Annotated in this window: 8 protein-coding genes; all 8 read right to left on the bottom strand. The window is 43.1% G+C overall.

From position 1 onward, the window contains the following. Positions 1–16: 16 nt before the first annotated feature. The 8 genes from DRF61_RS04310 to DRF61_RS04275 are packed head-to-tail and all read right to left on the bottom strand — an operon-like array spanning position 17 to position 17792. Complete coding sequence (locus DRF61_RS04310) at positions 17–553, bottom strand: hypothetical protein (RefSeq protein WP_111954431.1); 537 nt, start codon at positions 551–553, stop codon at positions 17–19. Then, positions 550–1803 carry a condensation domain-containing protein gene (locus tag DRF61_RS04305; protein WP_111954429.1) on the bottom strand — a complete coding sequence of 418 codons (1254 nt, stop codon included), beginning with the start codon at positions 1801–1803 and terminating at the stop codon, positions 550–552. The genes DRF61_RS04310 and DRF61_RS04305 overlap by 4 nt, the downstream gene beginning before the upstream one ends. Continuing rightward, entirely contained in the window at positions 1800–3071 is a 1272-nt protein-coding gene (locus DRF61_RS04300; protein ID WP_111954427.1) for a condensation domain-containing protein, read from the bottom strand. The genes DRF61_RS04305 and DRF61_RS04300 overlap by 4 nt, the downstream gene beginning before the upstream one ends. 3 nt (positions 3072–3074) lie before the next feature. Further along, the gene (locus tag DRF61_RS04295; protein WP_111954425.1) at positions 3075–5480 is read right to left on the bottom strand and encodes a glycosyltransferase; all 2406 of its coding nucleotides are present in this window, start codon (positions 5478–5480) and stop codon (positions 3075–3077) included. Next, a complete protein-coding gene (locus tag DRF61_RS04290; protein WP_111954423.1) occupies positions 5473–6267 on the bottom strand; it encodes an alpha/beta fold hydrolase in 795 nt (264 codons plus the stop codon). Before DRF61_RS04290 ends, DRF61_RS04295 begins: the two co-directional genes overlap by 8 nt. Next, positions 6258–6557, bottom strand: a complete 300-nt coding sequence (locus DRF61_RS04285) for an acyl carrier protein (protein WP_034728171.1) — start codon at positions 6555–6557, stop codon at positions 6258–6260. Before DRF61_RS04285 ends, DRF61_RS04290 begins: the two co-directional genes overlap by 10 nt. Then, on the bottom strand, positions 6545–10777 hold the full coding sequence (locus DRF61_RS04280) for a type I polyketide synthase (protein WP_111954421.1): 4233 nt from the start codon (positions 10775–10777) through the stop codon (positions 6545–6547). Before DRF61_RS04280 ends, DRF61_RS04285 begins: the two co-directional genes overlap by 13 nt. Before the next feature lie 19 nt (positions 10778–10796). Further along, positions 10797–17792 carry a type I polyketide synthase gene (locus DRF61_RS04275; RefSeq protein ID WP_111955047.1) on the bottom strand — a complete coding sequence of 2332 codons (6996 nt, stop codon included), beginning with the start codon at positions 17790–17792 and terminating at the stop codon, positions 10797–10799. Positions 17793–17989 lie beyond the last annotated feature (197 nt).

The following is a 17989-nucleotide window of genomic DNA, read 5'->3' as shown; positions in this document are numbered from 1 at the left end:
GATGTTAGAATTAAAGTCAGTAGTTAGCCATCTCAGGCTTATACATCCATCTCCTCAACCTTCTCACCGGCAGATACACAAAAATAACAGAAAGAATTCCTGCCAGCACACCTACAAGCACTGCCATAGCCGTAGCATCCAGTTTATAATATTTTGAAAAACCGTACTGTGCAAAAAGCAGGACAGACAATACCAATAATCCCGTGGTGAGTCCGTGCAGAATGCTCAGTTTGGTCATCAGTTTCTTTTTATTGAGTTGCTCATCTACGGTAAACTCAATGGCTCCCTGCTCGGCAGCAATAATAACCCTGTTGATGACATCGATGGTAAGCACCACCGGTAAGAATATGGCCATGGGCAGGGTCAGCCGGGCCAGATTTTGGGTTCCGGAAAAGAAGTGTGTGTATCCCAATTCCTGAAAGCTGGCGTAAGCAATAATGAAATTGAAGAACACATTCGGAAGGACATAATAAATCGTCCGCCTGATTAAAAAGCGTTTCAGCGTGGTTTTCTTGAGTTTTTTAGGGGGTGGCGGCTTCAGTTTAAATTTCATAGCGACGAGGTCAGGAGTTCAATGGCTTTATTTTTAATGGTAACAGCTTCTTCTTTCGGCAGAAAATGCTCATTGGACATAAACGTAAAATCCATTTGCTGGTTATACGTTGTGGCGACCAAAGTATTCGAATTCAGCCATGGAAAAGCAACAGTCGGACTGATGACGGTTTCCACTTTAAAATTTTTATAATCGCTTGGGATATTGATCCTTCCCATATTAGAAAGCGTTACATCATGCCCACCTTTACTGGATTTCATCATGGAAATCATACGTTCAGCAACGGGATGCATCTGCTCACCCATCCACAGAAGCTCTCTCGCCTCCATTTTTTCGATTTTTCCGACAAGATCTTTTTTGATCTGTCTGGCATTATCCATCAGATCTGTGCTTCCTTTTTTTAATGACAGTTCAACGGTCGGCGCAAAAGCAAATACATGATCCTGCCTGATCTCCGGAATAAAATGGCGGACATCTACAGGACTGATCACCTTACCTTTTGCCTGCTTTCCCTGAATCTCCTGAAAAGCCTGCATAAATGAGGAACAGAGCAAAGCATGTACAGAAACACCATGAGCTTTTGACTTTTCAGTGATTTGCGCAGTTGTATCTGAATTCAACTTCCAATGGACCACGTAATTTGTTCCGAGGTTTCTTATCTTACTTTTTCGCTGCATAAGAAAAAAGAGTCGGGCCATCACCAGGTAAAAACGGGCTTTGCGCTTCTTTTTTTTCATATTGAAATCCAAAGGCAGAAAATCATCTACAGAACTGAATACCTCATAAGGCTGCAGCTCCACAGCAGGATCATCCAGCAAAGTAAGAAGCTCCGTCATCATGGTGACAAGGGAAGTTCCGTCGCAGATACAGTGAGGCAGTACCCAAAGAATTTCGGACACATCATTTCCTTTAATCCAAACCAATTGGGCCAGTGGCTTTTTTTCATCTTTAAACAACCGGAACCACTCAGTTTCGGATTCCTGCAGCCAGTCTTCATCAGTTTTCCGTTCAACAATACGAAGCGGAATAGACTCAATTCCTTTTACTTCTATAAAAAACGGATACTTTTCACTGCTGTTATCAATTCTGGTTCTCAGCAAAGGATGTTTCTGCTGGATTTTTTCTAAAGCAGCCTTAAAGTTCTCCTCAGGGATATTCCCTTTGATTTTTGCCGTAAATACACAATTGACAGGGGTTTCCGGATCAACATACATAATCCGTTCCACCATCATTAAATTTCGCCTGATCATAATACTGCTATATGGTCTAATTGTAATTTCACCGTCTGAATCACCTCATCACGAATGGCTAAGGCTTCAGCATACGGTAAATATCCTTCGCTTCCTACAAAAGAAAAATCCATTTCCCCGTTGAATGTTGATGTCACCATCGTCGTCGTATTACCCAAAGGCCCAATCACAGAAGGACTGAAAATAGTATCCAGTGTAAATTCTTTGTATTGATGGGGAATCTGAATGCGTCCCAGATTGGAAAACATGCAGTCGTTGGAAGACTTGCCATGCTTCAACAGCTTCGTGAAATTTTTCAAAGCATCATGGGCAGACTCCATCACCATCATCGTAATGTAAGGATTAAGCTTGGAGGTTTTCCGTTCTACAGATTCCTGCATCAGTCTTAAGTTTTCCGAGAAACTTATTTTTTGATTCGCTGAAACCACAATCATCAGTCCGAAAGCAAAAATATGGTCTTCTTTGATCTGGCTGGCAAAACGCCTGATATCCACCGGACACGAAACCTTATTGAAAGCCGCAGTACCCCTTACTTTACTGAATGCCTGGAGTAGAACTGCACATAAAAAAGTGTTCACTGTAACTTCCTGCGATTTACAGTAGGCAATCAGTTCCTGACTCATCTCTTTGTCGAATTTCCAGTGAATAAGATAGTCATTTTGCCGGTCAACGGCTTTTTTGTTGACAGGAATACATTTGATGGCTGTCGCCGCCAGTCTTCCGATCACTTTCGCTTTCAGTTTTTGTTTGCGATTCGTTAAAACCTCAGCAGGAACCACATCATGAATTCCGAGTATGGGATTTTCCACCCCAATTTCTGCAGAAGGCCGATCCAGCAGCTGCAAAAATTCATACAGGAAAGCCATCGCAGAACCGCCATCGCATAAACAATGATGAAAAGAAAAAAGCATATCTGAAACCTCTTCCCCCTTGATCCATACAAATCGGATCAGCGGTAATTCTCCATAATTAAATAAGGTTTTCCACTCTCTTGCGGATTCTTCTTTCCAGTCATCCTCTCCTTTTCGGACCACCATCCGTATCGGGATGGGCAGAAGTCTTTCCGGAACTTCAAACCATGGGATATTGTTTTCATCATGGCTGATGAGTGCTCTCAACCACGGATGCTTGCGCTGAATCTGGTTCAGCGCATGTTGAATATTTTCCTCTTTAAAGGTTCCGCGCAACCGGAACGGAATCACCGCATTGAAAGGTTCTGTTCCGTCACCCAGCAGCATACGCTCACCAAATAACAATTTTCTTTTCATAAACTATACTGTAACTAATGTTGAACGATGTTGCTGTACAAAATCTTCCAGAAGCTCTACCGCACGGTCATTGCCGCCGGCATTCAGTAAGTTCGTCTGAACCTTCTTCGCTGCGTTTCTGTAGGCAGGATTTTCCAGCAGTTCAAAAACGGTTTCACGAAGAGCTTCAACACGCAATCGCTTGTATCGGATGCTGATTCCACAACCAGCCTTTTCGATTAATTTTGCAATATGAAAATGGTCGTAGGCGATAGGCGTAATCAGCATCGGTAATCCGTTGGTGAAAGTATCATTAACGGTATTAAAACCTCCGTGACAGATCACCGCATCCATATGAGGCATCAATGCAGATTGTGGCACAAAACCATTCACGATGAAATTAGAAGGCCATTCATCAAATATGTCCGGCGGAGTGGCTGCAATAACCGTTACAGGCTGATCTGCAAAAGCAGCAATCACCTTTTCAAAAAAGGCTTTCCGTATGTCTACCAACAAAGTCCCGAGTGATACAAATATTTTCGGGGTCGTAGATGCTTCCAGTTTTTCCCAGTCAAAAGGAGCCGGATTCGGACGTCCTTTTACGGGACCTACAAATCTCATATGAGAAGGAACGGTTTCAAAATCTGCAAAAGTCTGTGATGTGAATACCAGATTCAGCTTATTGGAATGGATAAAAATCCCTTCATCATCAATTCCCACTTCTTTTTGAAGATCTTTGATCAGGTTTTGCTGCCATTCGAATATTTTGGGTGCGTTATTCGCCGTATCGCCCATTACATCAGGAGGAACAGGCGTAGTTGTTACACATGGAATGTTGTGTTTGTGGGCAAAAAGAGCTCCTCCGAAAGTGATGCAGTCATTCACCAGAACATCCGGTTTCCAGCTTTCCATCATACGCTCCAATCCGGGCATCATCATCTTGGCAAACGGAACATAGGTTTCTTCCAGTGCGAGCTTCATCACCTCAGGTCCTGAACATGCCGGACCGTCATCCTGCCTCTTTAAAATACGCTGAATATCATCCTGAAACGGACTCAAATCTTCTTCAGGATAAAAATAACTTCCTCCTTCCGGAATATGTTTGTCGTCTAACGGTGTAATTCCAAACCATTTTACTTCGTGTCCACGCGCGATCAGGCTGGCTCCCACACTTAAGGTCGGGCTGATATGTCCAAAAAACGGCGGGATCACAAATAAAAATTTAGACCCTGGTTTTATAGTTTCATCAGCAGGGATTAATGCTTTTTCAAGCAAACTGGCTGCGGTGGCTGTACCTCCGGCTTCGGTGAAAGACTCACGAACCGTTTCAGCAGCTTCTTTATATTCTGAATGATGCAAGATATTTTTCACGGCTTCGTTTAAGTGATGGGATTTAAATCTGTTAAAATTAAGACGCTCTCCTGCTCCTGTACGCACTACACGACCTGCCACATGAGACTGATCATACGCAATCGGGATCACAACCAACGGAAGACCATTGGAAAGGGCTTCAGAAACGGTATTGTGACCGCCGTGGCAAACAACTCCATCCAAATGAGGCAGCAGATCCAATTGAGGAACCTGATTGTAGACCATAAAGTTCTCCGGCCAGCTGTCAAAAAGCTGTGGATCAGAAACCAATACCACGGTCAGATCTTCATCTTTAAAGGCATCTACCACTTTTTGGAAGAACGCTTTTTTATGATCATGATCGAAAGTCGTTCCGATGCTTACCAAAATCTTTTTATTCGTATTGCTTTTCAATCTGTCCCAGTCAAATTCACAGGAGATGCGACGTTCCGTAAGAACAGGTCCCGTGAACTGATAATTTTCCGGAAGATCCATTTCGCCAAAGAAATATTTTGAAGTTAAAACAAGCGTCAACAGATCAGAAGAAGCCAATGAACGGTTTTCCGTTACGCCAAGTTCTTTCTGCAGCTCAATGATTTTATTGACTTCCCATTCGTGTACTTTGGGTAGCTCATCCATCATTTTAATGGCCGCCGGAGCGGTAACGGATGTGCTGTAGGGAAAATTCAGTTTTTTAGCAGCAATAGCGGCCGCAAATAACTGATGATCCCCAATCACCATATCAGGCTGATATTGTTTTAGTAAGGTAACGATCCCATTGTAGCAATGTCTGTTTAAGGGAATCAATACGTCATCATAAAGAAACTTGATACTGTCGATACCGTAGACTACTTTTTTAGAAATAATATCAAGATAGCTCTCACTTTCTCTTTTTTCCTCGTCGGTCTGGTCATATTGAATGAGCAAAAGTTCTCCCCCGGCAGGAAGCTTTGAACTTAAATTTTTATCAAGACTGATCCAGGCCACTTCATGTCCTCTTTGCAGTAATTCTGCGCCGATGCTTAAGGTTGGATTGACATGGCCTGTCAATGGTGGAACAACAAATACAAATTTAGCCATGATTTTGTGTTAATGCGTTAGATAATGATTGAGATAAAAAATGAACCATCGATTCTGCAATCTGAACAGGTTCCTGTATCGGGACATTGTGATCACCGGGAATCAGTTCCAGTTCAGATGAAATGATTTGTGTTTTCAGCCATTCCCCTGTAGGTTTACAGTTCGATTCAGATCCGTAAAGCAAAAGTGTGGGGATATTCAGTTCTGAGAAATCCGCTTCCTTCAGAAAATGTTTTTCCCTGATCATATCTGCTTTGATGCTGGTCTTTTCAAACAGGAATTCATACATCCGGTGGTTTTTCTCCATCTGCCTTTTACCCATCTGAACTTTGGTGGTATCCGTAAAATTGGCCACATAATGTTCGAGGAATTCTTTACTATACTCATCGATGATGTTACGGGCCTTTTCATCTTGAGGGTCCGGTGCTTCTATAACGACCAGCTGACTGACACGTTCCGGCGCTCTCAATGCTGTTTTCAAAGCGATAAGTCCACCGAAACTGTATCCGGCCAGATGTACTTTTTTAAGGTTTAAAACATCCATCAAAGCCAATACATCGGATGACATACTTTCCAGATCGTAGCCGTCTGTAAAACGCTCACTCATGCCATGGCTTTTCAGATCGTACATCACTACGTGGAAATGCTTCGCCAGAATCGGGGCAATATTAAAATAATAAATGGAGAGGTTGCTGAACATCCCGTGGATAAGCACCACCGTCTGTTCAGCCCCGTTGTTGAGTTCCTGAATATGAACCTGTTTATGGTTTACATTGATTATTGGCATTCGTAGATATAATTGATGATCATACGGAGGTCAAGGTTGATCAGTTCGTCTAAATCCATAGAAGACAGCCATCCCGTGAAGTCAATCTGATCCCCGAAATGCGCTTTGATCTTCTCGGAAAAAGAAACGATTTCTATGCTGTCCATTTCCAGATCTTTTGTGAATGAACTGTCCGGAGTGATATCCATTTCCTCTACAAATTCAGCGCCTATCACTTCCGTAATAAAACCTTTTAAAAGAGTGAACAATTCTTCGTGATTCAATTTTAATGTGTTGTTTATAGTGTCCATCCGATAATATATTTTTTATGTTTAATAGTTTTTATTTCAGTTTGGTTGATCCATAAATGACCCCCCTCAATATGGGTGATTTCGAAGGCTTTTGGATTTCCTTTCAGTCCGGTTCCCAGAAACTTTCCGTACGCTTCTTTGGCTACCCAGAACCTGGTGGTCCATTCCGCCTGATCTCTGTCTTTTAATAAGGTTAATTCATGATCGGTAAATACCAGGTCGTAAAATCCGGAGCTTCGCTCTTCCATGATTTCCATGTCGATTCCTACCGGACCGCCCTGACGTGCAATACCTACCGCATCCTTTTCTTTATGGGCTAAAGAAATATGGATATCTTCTGTGACATCGCCTATCAGATAAGGTTTTCCAACTTCATCCTTTCTTATTTCAAAAGTGATGGGGAAACAAGGGTGATTTTTCTTTTCACGGAGAAGATTTCGTACGGCATCTTTCACGGCTACACGGCTTACCATCCATTCTTTCCGTTTGTTGGGAAACAACTGCTGATGATGCTGCTTTTCCGTCTGGTTGAAATATCTTTTAAGAATAAAATCCCATGAAGCCACTCTGGTATACGCCTGATGAAAGAAAAATACTTCAGGAGCTATTTCCTCCGAAAGACGGTTATGTAAAGGCGACATGGAAACATTCCACAGCGGTTCATCGATTTCCAGTCGGCGGTTTTGCCAGCCTGTAATCGCGCTCCATACTTTTCCGTCTCTTTTCAAGATAATATCGGCAATGGCAAATTCTTCATTGAGCTCAGTAAGGATACAGGTGCATTCAAAAAGGCCGTCCTGATCTTCCATATCTCCGAAGAATTCAATATCTCTGATTTTCACAGGGAAAGCAATACGGTCTTTTGTCAGGGTAAGCTGCAGCCACAATCCGAATAGCTGTCCGGCATTATCCAGTAAAGATCCTTTTCCTCCGTTTCCTTTAATTTTTCCTACAATTCCCTTCGTTCCTACTGCTGAAATCTCTGTAATTCCCTGGTAGAGTTCTCCATGGAACATATGTTTGTCATAGATCTCTTCTGGCGTTCTTTCGATTGGCAGAAGATCCCCGATTGCCAGGTTAAAGACCGGAACAGCAGGTGCAGATGAAGCCAGTAAAACTTCTGCATTGGCAAAGTTCTCGATATCAAGGTAAGCATGGTTATTGGAACGCCATTCTCCTTTGACTGTTTTTTCAAAAGGTTTGGCTACATTCATCCATTGAAACACACTTACATTCATGATTTTATGAACGCGGGTTCCCGGTATTTCAGCCTGTGCTATTTCTGCTAACTGCTCAAAAATCATGGTCATCGGGATCACCGGTTCCATATCAGAGACATTGGTCCATCCTTTCGGCTGTCTCAATAAACTGTGATCGATGAGGTAAGGATGCGTATCTAAAGTGACATACAGAAGTTTCGAGAAATTTTTGCTGGCAGGTGCTCCAGAAACCACAGGTCTTGGAACTGTAATTTCCGGGCGGTTTTGAAACAGGGCCAATACTTCTTCCTGCATCCGGATCATATCAGTGATATTTTCCTGGAAAGCCTGAACCAGAGGGTGACCTGTCTTAGCTACCGCTGCTGAAACCGTATTTTGTTTTGGCATCTCAAAAGACTGAGCCAAATTTTGAATTTCTTTAAAATCACGGATGATCGGTGAACCTAGCTGTAACTTGATTCCCTTTCCTGATGATTTTTTAGATTGGTTTTGTATTTCTAGAAAGTCTAATGCTACGGTTTTACCTTCCACAAATAATGCGGCTACCACACGTTGCAGCTGAGCCAGGGCAGATCTTGTAGCCACGCTGGAAGCAATCGTACTGAATGCTTTTCCTTTCAAAGTATCATCAATAAACCCGATCAGTCCTCCGGTACCAATTTGAATAAAGAATTTTGCGCCTTCTTCATACAGTTTATCCGTCAGTTCACGGAAACGGACCGGCTGCACCAAATGCTCTGCGCTTAGTTTTCTGATCGCATCCTGATCGGCAGGATACGGTTCTAAAGTCGTTGCAGACCACAACGGGATTTTCGTCTGTTGAAACTGCGCTTTTTCCATTCCTGCTAAGATCACATCCAGTTTATCAGCGATAAACGGTGAGTGAAAACCGGACTGGAACGGCAGGATCTGATGAAAGATCTGTTTTGATTTTAACAATGGAACCAGCTCATCCAAGGCTGCATTACTGCCACAAAGGATTACCTGATTGGGACAGTTGTCATTGGAAATATAAAGATTGGGAATGGCATCGATAAAAGGTTTCACCGCATCAATTCCCGCTCCGATGGCAATAAATCTGGAATCTTTTAATTCAAAGGTTTCCGGATTCAGAACATCAATCAAAGCTTTAACGGAATTCACTTCTGCCAGTTCTGAGGAGTATCCTGCCAGCCATTCTCCCAGGCTGTGTCCCGCGTTCATATCCGGAACAATTCCCAGTTTTTTCAGGGCGTTATCAAGGATGCTGCATTTGTTGAAAATTCCCAATGCATCGCTTAATAAACCTTCCCCTTCTGTTTCGATAGGTTCGGTTAATCCAAAATAACGGCTCACACTGTCCACTTCTCCTTTTGCAAGGCCATCCAGACCCGGAAATACGAAAGCGATTTTACCTCCATCTTTCAGTAAAGGGGTGTTGGTGTACCAGATATCCTGTTTATTGCGCCATGGATTATTTTTAGCTACAATTTTAGTCGCTTTTTCTATTCTTTCAGGGGTCGGGTCGAATAAAGCAATCCGGTAATCCCCTTCTCCTACTCTGTTGTCGTTGTTTTTTAAAGCTGAAAGCAGTTCTTCATGGGTAGGTCTTGCCAATACTAAAACACGGTCCTTTTTCGGCATATCATAGCCTTCCAAAACGACGTGTGCATTGATCCCTCCAAATCCGAAGGCATTGACTGCCGCTACTTTCGGCAAGCCTGTTTTTGACCAGCTTTTAGGTTCCTGTACCGGAGCAAAACGGGTCTGCTCCATATCTGCAATTGGATTTTCACAATACAGTGTAGGCGGTAAAGTATCATGATGAAGCGCCAGACAGGTCTTGATTAAACCTGCGATCCCGGCAGCCGGCATAGCATGTCCGATATTGGATTTAACGGAACCGATTCCTGCAGCCTGCGTTGTTTCTTCTTTAGTAAAGAACTGAGCCAGGGTCTGAAGTTCTGTTTTATCTCCAAGCGGTGTCCCTGTTCCGTGGGCTTCCAGATAACCGATCTGCTTTTCGTCCAGATCCGCATTGATCCAGGCCTGTTGTAAAGCTTTAAGCTGACCTTTAACGGATGGACTCATGACACTGGTTCCATTCCCATCGCTGCTAACTCCAACACCTTTGATCACGGCATAGATTTTATCCTGATCACGGACTGCGTCTTCCAATCGCTTTAACACGACGAAACCACAGCCTTCACCAATTAATAAACCGTCTGCATCCATACTGAACGGCTTGATCTGCTGTTGGTGAGACAAAGCTCCCAACTGGGCAAAAATACTCCAGAAAGCGGCATTCTGTCCGGTATGTACACCTCCCGCAATGACCATATCACAACGGCCACGGTTGAGTTCCTGAACGGCATGATCTACTGCAATCAGGGCACTGGCACAGGCAGCATCTACTGTAAAAGCAGCGCCTCCCAGATTGAAACGATTCGCGACTAAAGAAGCAACCAGATTGGGAATCAGTCCCATGGCTGTATCTGCGGCAAAACGGCCTTTTCTTTCCTGGAAAGCATGTTTCACCTTTTCGATATCTGCTGAAGATACCTGAGGCAGTAATTCCTGCAACAGCGAAGAAATCTGTTCTCCGGTGCGCACGATTTCAATGGCACGTGTCGCGCCGGGACCGGTATAGTTTCCTTTACCGATAATGATTCCTGTTTTTTCAAGAGATGTTCCCTTTTGAAATACACCGGCATCTTCCAACGCTTTCTGCACCAGATCAAGGGTTAATAAATGATCCGGCTCGGTGCCTTCTACTGCTAACGGGAGAATTCCAAAAGCCGTAGGATCAAATTCATAATCTGAAATAAATCCACCGCGCTGACAGTAAAATCTGTCGACAGGACTGGTAGCATCACTAAAGTGTACAGGATCAATCCGATCAGCAGGGGCCAATTGGGTGGAATCTACTTTATTGACAATATTCTGCCAAAAAGTATGGGCATCCTGTGCCCCGGGAAAGACACAGGATAAGCCAATAACAGCAACATCTGTTTTTTTCATAGTTATCGTATACAGAGGTTTACCAGTTGTTTCCGGACATGATCAATACTTGACTTTCGGTTCCGTATTTGATCTCATTAAGGAAAATTTCTTTCCCCTGGTCCAATGGAATTAAAGAAATACCGCGACGTTCATATTCTGTTTCCAGAGTCGATGAAACCATTCCGGCTCCTTTCCATGGGCCCCAGTTGATGGAGATTACTTTTCCTTTTAATTTTTTGTTTAAAGCTTTCGCATAATCATCCAGTACAGAGTTGGCCGCAGCATAATCTGTCTGACCTTTATTTCCATATACCGAAGCGATACTTGAGAAGAGCACTACAAACTGACAGTCAGCTCGAAGTTGTTCTGCCAATACACGAAGCGGTTTTACTTTTGTATCGAATACACGCTCAAATGAGCTGGATGTCTTCTGTCTGAACAGTTTGTCTTCCAAAAGACCTGCTCCATGAATGACTCCGTCTAAACGGGCGTACTTATCGTAAATATTTTTGATCAAATCTGATAATCCTTCTTCGTCACAAAGATCTAAGGACTGATAGACCACCGTACTTCCAAGCTGTTCCATATCACGGATGGTACGCAAGATCTGATTGTTTTTAAAAATTCTTACGGTCTCTTTTTCTATTTCGGAAGGAGAAGTGAATTTTCCGGTTTTAATAAGATAGCTTCTTATTTCTTCCTTGGTTTTCATGGCTTCCACTTCTTTAAGGTCTGCTATGACATCCCTGGGATCTGCTGATCTTCCCACAAGAATATAGGTGCATGGATATGCTTCGGACATATGCTTCACCAATTCAGAAGTGATTCCCTGTCCGCCTCCAAGTACCAAGACTACAGATTCCTGATCCAGTTGGATATGGGCTTCTTCAAGACTTGTTGACAATGGAGAAGGGATGATCTCTATTTTATGCCTTTGGTCGTGTTTGTAAACGACTTCGGAAGGTTTATCTGTGGTTAATATTTCTTTTAAAGTGATCTCTGTAATCTGATCAACTTCCTGTGGTGTACTCAGACTGATCAGCCTGCAGGAGGTCTGTTCAAATTCTCTGGCTAAACTTTTGAAAAGTCCAGGATAGCCTTTGTAATGACGCAAAAGACGGGTATCAGTCAATTCCTGAATATGGGCCGGAATATCTGAAATCAGATACACCCATTTGGCTTTATCAAGATCCAGTTTCTTGATCTGATCTACGTGATCAATGATGCTGTGTTTTACGGTTGAGGAGAACAGATCCAGAATGATGAGTCCGTCAAAATCTTTAAGATCTCTTTCCGTATCCACCAATTCTGCAATAGCGCCATATTTTTCAAGGGTATTTTTGATCGCCATCGTTTGCGGACTGTTGTCCTGAGTAATGGCAAAACGTTTTCCCTTTATGATTTCTGTATTCTGCTCTGTAGAAACATCGGTTGGAGTCAGGTCAAAACGAAGACGTGACAATAAGTTCTGTACCGGTTCAGCCTCGGTGTTTCCACTCATTTCACTGATCCATGAGGCCAGTCCTTTTAACGTTTTAATGGCAGCCAGTTTTTCCATCAGATCATCCGCCTGGTCCATATCTTCCCCGAATCCGATTTTGGTTTTAAGGTCTCCGATAATTTCCATTCTTTTAATAGAGTCAATGCTCAAATCTGCTTCAAGGTCAAGATCCAATCCAAGCATTTCCTTTGGATAACCCGTTTTCTCACTGACAATATCCAGAATTATATTTTGAAGCTCTTCAAGAGAGAATGCTGATTTACTTTCTACACCTGCTGCTGGTGTTACTGCAGTTCCGTTTTTTTCAGGAGCTGCTATTGGAGTTCCAGTTAATTCTGTCAACCAGGAAACCAGACCGCTTAACGTTTTGATCGATGCTAATTTTTCCATGATCGTATCTTCATCGGCATTACCTGATGTAAGCGCTCCCAACTCACTGCGAAGTGTTCCAATGATTTCTACCCTTTTGATAGAGTCAATACTCAAATCTGCTTCCAGGTCCATTTCCATACCGAGCATTTCGGGTGGATATCCTGTTTTATCGCTGACCACCTGTAGCAACAGGGTTTTAATATCTTTTACCGGAGCCTGTTTTACCGCAACAGCAGCTGGCTTTTCTACATGGACCGGCTGTGCAGGAATCGTCACCAAACGATCGTTCACAGGTGCTTGTACCGGCGCAGCATAAACAGGTGCAGGGCTGACTTGTGGATTCTGTCCCAGGAAGGAAAGCATCACATCACGCTGTGCCTGAATTAGCTGTTTCATGGTATTTAAATATTCCTGAAGCATACGTTCAGCAGCAGGCTGAGATTCGGCTACAGGGGCTGGTTGGTTATTCGTAAAATTGTTCATGGGAATAGGATTTAATATCGGTAATGCACCATTAGCCGGCAGATTACCTGTGGTTGGATGCGCCATTTGTCCGTTCACACGCCAGATGGCTGGATTTTTCTTATACAGTTCAGGCTGGTCTATCTGAATCAGTCTGGCATTACGGCCGTCGAAAAGTTTTTCAATGCTGAAGCTTCGGCCTGTTCCCAGATATTGTGCCAGCATGGAAAGAAGATGGCTCAGTTTATTTCGGTTGCTGTCTTCTACATACAGGATCAGCTGATCTTTTTCCAAGCAGGATTTAGTCAGTCCGGAAAGGACTTTTCCAGGGCCTACTTCGATGAATATTCTGGCTCCGTCTTCATACATCGCCTGAAGTTCCTCTACAAATCTTACCGGCTTTACCAAATGATCCGTGAGTCTTTCTTTGATTTCCGATGGACTTGTTGGATAGGTTTCCGCAGTTGTATTCGACCAAACCGGAATCTGCATTTCCTGAAAAGGAATGTCTTTTAAAACCTCATCATATAAGCCTTTAGACTTGGCCAATAATGGGCTGTGGAATGCACACGCAACTTCTAATTTCTTTGCAGAGATGCGTTCCTGTTTTAGGGTTTCCATTAATTTATTGATGGCAGGCGTACTTCCTGCCACTACACATTGGGTCGGAGCATTATAATTAACCGGATAACAACCTTCTGTTTTGTCTAATACCGGCTGCAACTGTTCTCTTGTTGCGCTTACCGCAATCATAGTTCCCGGATCACCTCCTTCTACTGAATCCAGAATGGCATGAGCCCTTTGAATACTTAGATCAACCAGTTTTTCTTCTTCAAACACTCCGGCAAAACATAAAGCTGGTAATTCACCATAACTGTGACCTGCCACCATATCCGGAACGATGTCCAGTGATTTCAGAAATTTAGCTAAAGCCAGGTCAACCATTCCTAAGATAGGTTGCGCCAGACGGGTATCTTTAATGGTTTCTTTCTGTTGTTTTAAAGCAGCTTCATCAAATGTTGCTGAAGGGAAAACTACTTTCTCCAATTCAGGATATCCTTCAATCAGGTTACGCATGGCCGGAAAAGCGACGAACAGATCGCGGGCCATATTGATTCTCTGACTGCCCTGTCCGGGGAAAAGGAAAGCTACTTTACCGTCACGTTTATTCACCGTGAAAGTGTCTTTACTTTCAATGCCGGATAGTGCCAGTTCGATGTTCATCATCAAATGTTCGGCGGTATCAGCAACGATGGTTAACTGAATTGGTTTTTCTGAGCCTACTGCTAAGCTGTAAGCCATATCTTTTAATGGAATATCACCGTTAACCTCTAATAAAGATTTGATCTGTGACAATTGAATTTTCGCATCCTCATACGTATCCCCGCGGAATACAAACAATTCTGACGGCCACGATTGCAATACAGCAGAATCGTCTTCCTTAGGATGGTTGGCAATGACCGTATGGAAATTGGTTCCCCCGAATCCAAAAGCACTGATCCCTGCATAACGGTTTTTCTCGCCCCATAATCCACTTTCTGCATAAAAAGCAAAAGGACTGGTTTGGGCATTATAATAAGCATTAGGCTGCTGTAAATGAAGTGTTGGTGGTTTTACGCCGTGGTATACCGCCAGTGAAGCTTTGATCAGTCCGGCTAATCCTGCCGCACATTTGGTATGCCCGATTTGTGTCTTTACAGAACCTAAGTGAGTCTGTCCCGGTATGGCTCCTGAACGGCTGAATAAATTGGTCAGTGCACTCAGTTCAGTTTTATCTCCTACTACAGTTCCAGTTCCATGGGCTTCCACTAAACCAACTGACGCAGGACTGATTCCTGCCTGGGTGTACGCGCGTTCCAACGCCCGTACCTGTCCTATTTTTCTAGGGGCTGTAAGACCTAACGCTTTTCCGTCACTTGACCCTCCTACTCCTTTGATCACAGAATAAATACGGTCGCCATCTCTAACAGCATCTTCGTATCTTTTTAAGACAAGGATTGCCACTCCTTCTCCAAGGGCAATTCCGTCGGCTTCTCCGTCAAATGTCGCGCATCTTCCTTTTCTGGAAAGTGCATGCGTACTGGAAAACATCAGATAATCATTGATTCCGTTGTGTAAATCCGCTCCTCCGGCAAGAACCATATCGGATTTGCCTAATACAAGTTCCTGACAGGCCAGATCAATAGCTGCCAGAGAAGAAGCACACGCCGCATCTACGGTAAAATTTCTTCCCCCCAGATCCAGACGGTTTGTAATTCTCCCTGCGATCACATTAGCCAAAATACCAGGAAATGAATCTTCCGTCGTATGGGGAAATGCCTGTTTCACTTCTTCATGAAGTTCTCCGAAAACCTGTTTATAGTATCCTCTGAAACTATAGCTGTTGGCGAGATCATTACCGCCTTCAGCGCCTATAATAACAGAAATATTTTCTCTGTTGATGTGTTTTTCTCCATAGCCTGCATCTTCCATCGCACGCTTGGCAACCAATAAGGTCAACAGCTGTGTGGGTTCAATGGCAGCAAGGGATTGTGGAGGAATTCCGAAGGCCAAAGGATCAAAATCAATTTTTGGAATAAATCCTCCCCATTTGGAATGAGATACATCCGGTCCGTCTGAATCCGGTTGATAGTAAAGTTCTTTGTTCCAGCGCTCATCGGGAACTTCTGTGACACTGTCTCTTCCTAAAATGATGTTTCGCCAGTACTCTTCAAGGTTTTTAGCGCCCGGGAAAATACATTCCATCCCGACAATCGCTACATCCAGAGGTTTTTCTGTGAATACCGGCTGTTCCGGTAAAGCCGCCTCTTCAATGTATTTATAGTTATCAATACTTACATTCTGATGAAGGGATGCAAGGGAAATCACCCGGTTTTGCATCGTAGCCACCTGACCGATCATGTACATTCCAAGATCCAGCTGCTCGTTTTTAGGAACATTAACCAACTTGTCTCCCTGACGGTCAATTCCTTTTGCAGCAATTCTAAGCCTGCCCACATTTAGTTTTTCAAGCTGTTCCCAAACTTCTTTTTTATCCATTCCGGCTGCCAGAAGTTTAATTTTCTCGGTGCTGAAATGTTTAGCAAAAGCTGTATTTAAACAACGTGTTTCATGTCCCGGTGCTGTTTCCAGTAAAACTGTGTCTTTTGCCTGCATAGCCTGCACCTGGAATTCTTCCTGAATAGCTCCGGTACGTACAGCTTCTTCCGTATAGAGATAGGCTGTTCCGATCAGTACTCCAACCTTTACGCCTCTTGCTGCTAACGGAGCTGCCATGATAGAAACGAATGCTGTTGAAAATGCATTATGAATTCCGCCCGCAAAAAATACACTGATATTTTCAGGATGTTCTTCTTTTAAAATACGTTCAATCTGTTTTTCCCAAAGCACCATGCTGGAAAGCGGACCTACGTGACCACCGCATTCACGGCCTTCAAAGATGAAGTTGGTAGCGCCTTCTTTTAGGAAAATATCCAGCAATGCAGGAGAAGGAACGTGAAGGAAAGTTGTAATTCCCGCCTTTTCAAATACCTTAGCCTGTGCAGGTCTTCCTCCGGCAATAAGAACTACGGGAGGTTTAGCTTCCAATATATAGGATGTCTGTTCTTCTCTCAATTCCTGAGGGGCAAATCCAAGAATACCTACACCCCACGTTTTTTCACCAGCCAGTTTTTTGGTTTCCATCACCAAAGCTTTCGCCTGCTCACCTTTCAACAATGATAAAGCGACAAAAGGCAAAGCGCCTGCATCTGCTACTGCATTGGCAAATAACGGAACATCGCTGACACGGGTCATTGGCCCCTGTGCGATAGGGTAACGCAATCCCAGCTTTTGAGCCATTATATTATTCTCACTGATCACTTTAAGTGCTTTAGCCTGCTTCAAATGACCATACATGGCTTCTCTGAATCCAAAAATCATTTTTTTCAGGGTTTTGAAATCTTCATACAGATCTATTGCCAATGAAATATCCTGGCCCATAGGAATATAGCTGTTGTTTAGGTCAAGATCAGTAAAATATTGTCTCAGCTCATCAGCCGTGATATCTTCCGGTAGCGCAGGTGAGTTGGGTCTCACCAATATCCGGTGATTCGCTATTATTTTAGTTTCGGTACCATTCAGTTTTGAGGAAAGGTCTTTGATCTCCTGAGGAACGGAACTTTCGGGGAATAATGCTAGCTGACTATCCAGTACAACACCTGCTGCTCCCAGTGCTTTGGCAGCAGCAGTTGTATGAATCCCTACTCCTCCATGCATCCAAACGGGAACAGAATTAATTTCTTTGATGACACGCTGAAATAATACAAATGTAGACTCATAGCCTACGAGGCCACCTGCTTCATTGCCTTTGATAATAATCCCTTCGGCACCAGACTGTTCGGCCAACCTGGCTTCATCTAAACTGGTCACCTGATAAATAACAGGAAGATCCGGTATAAGGTTCATTAAAATACCGGACGGAAGGATGGCCAACCTAACTTTTTCGGGAATCTGAAGGGATATAAATTTGTCGTTCGGCAGATAGATCCCATAAGAAGGTATATCTGTCTGGTTCATTTGATTCAGCGCTTCCTGAGCTGCTTTTGAATCATGTCCTAAGCTTAAGACGGGAAACGCACCTGCCTCATGTAATTTCAGCATAAGATTAACATCCGGCTTTTCAAAAGGCGTTACACCAATAATGGTTAAGTTTTTCATTGCATTCATGATATTGAGATAATAACTGGGAAATTATATAACACAACTCGCAACCTTTCGGCATAAAGAGCATTTATCAATTATTAGGGAATAAAAATAATAAATTTATATTACATTTCTAATCATAAATAAAATTTAATAATTAATTATTAATAATTAATTATTATTAATTTAAATATCATTAAAAAATATAGATT

The organism is Chryseobacterium lathyri, from assembly GCF_003290185.1.
Taxonomy (GTDB): domain Bacteria; phylum Bacteroidota; class Bacteroidia; order Flavobacteriales; family Weeksellaceae; genus Chryseobacterium; species Chryseobacterium lathyri.
The sequence above is the reverse complement of the archived record's forward strand: the minus strand, read 5'-3'. Positions and strand labels throughout refer to the sequence as shown.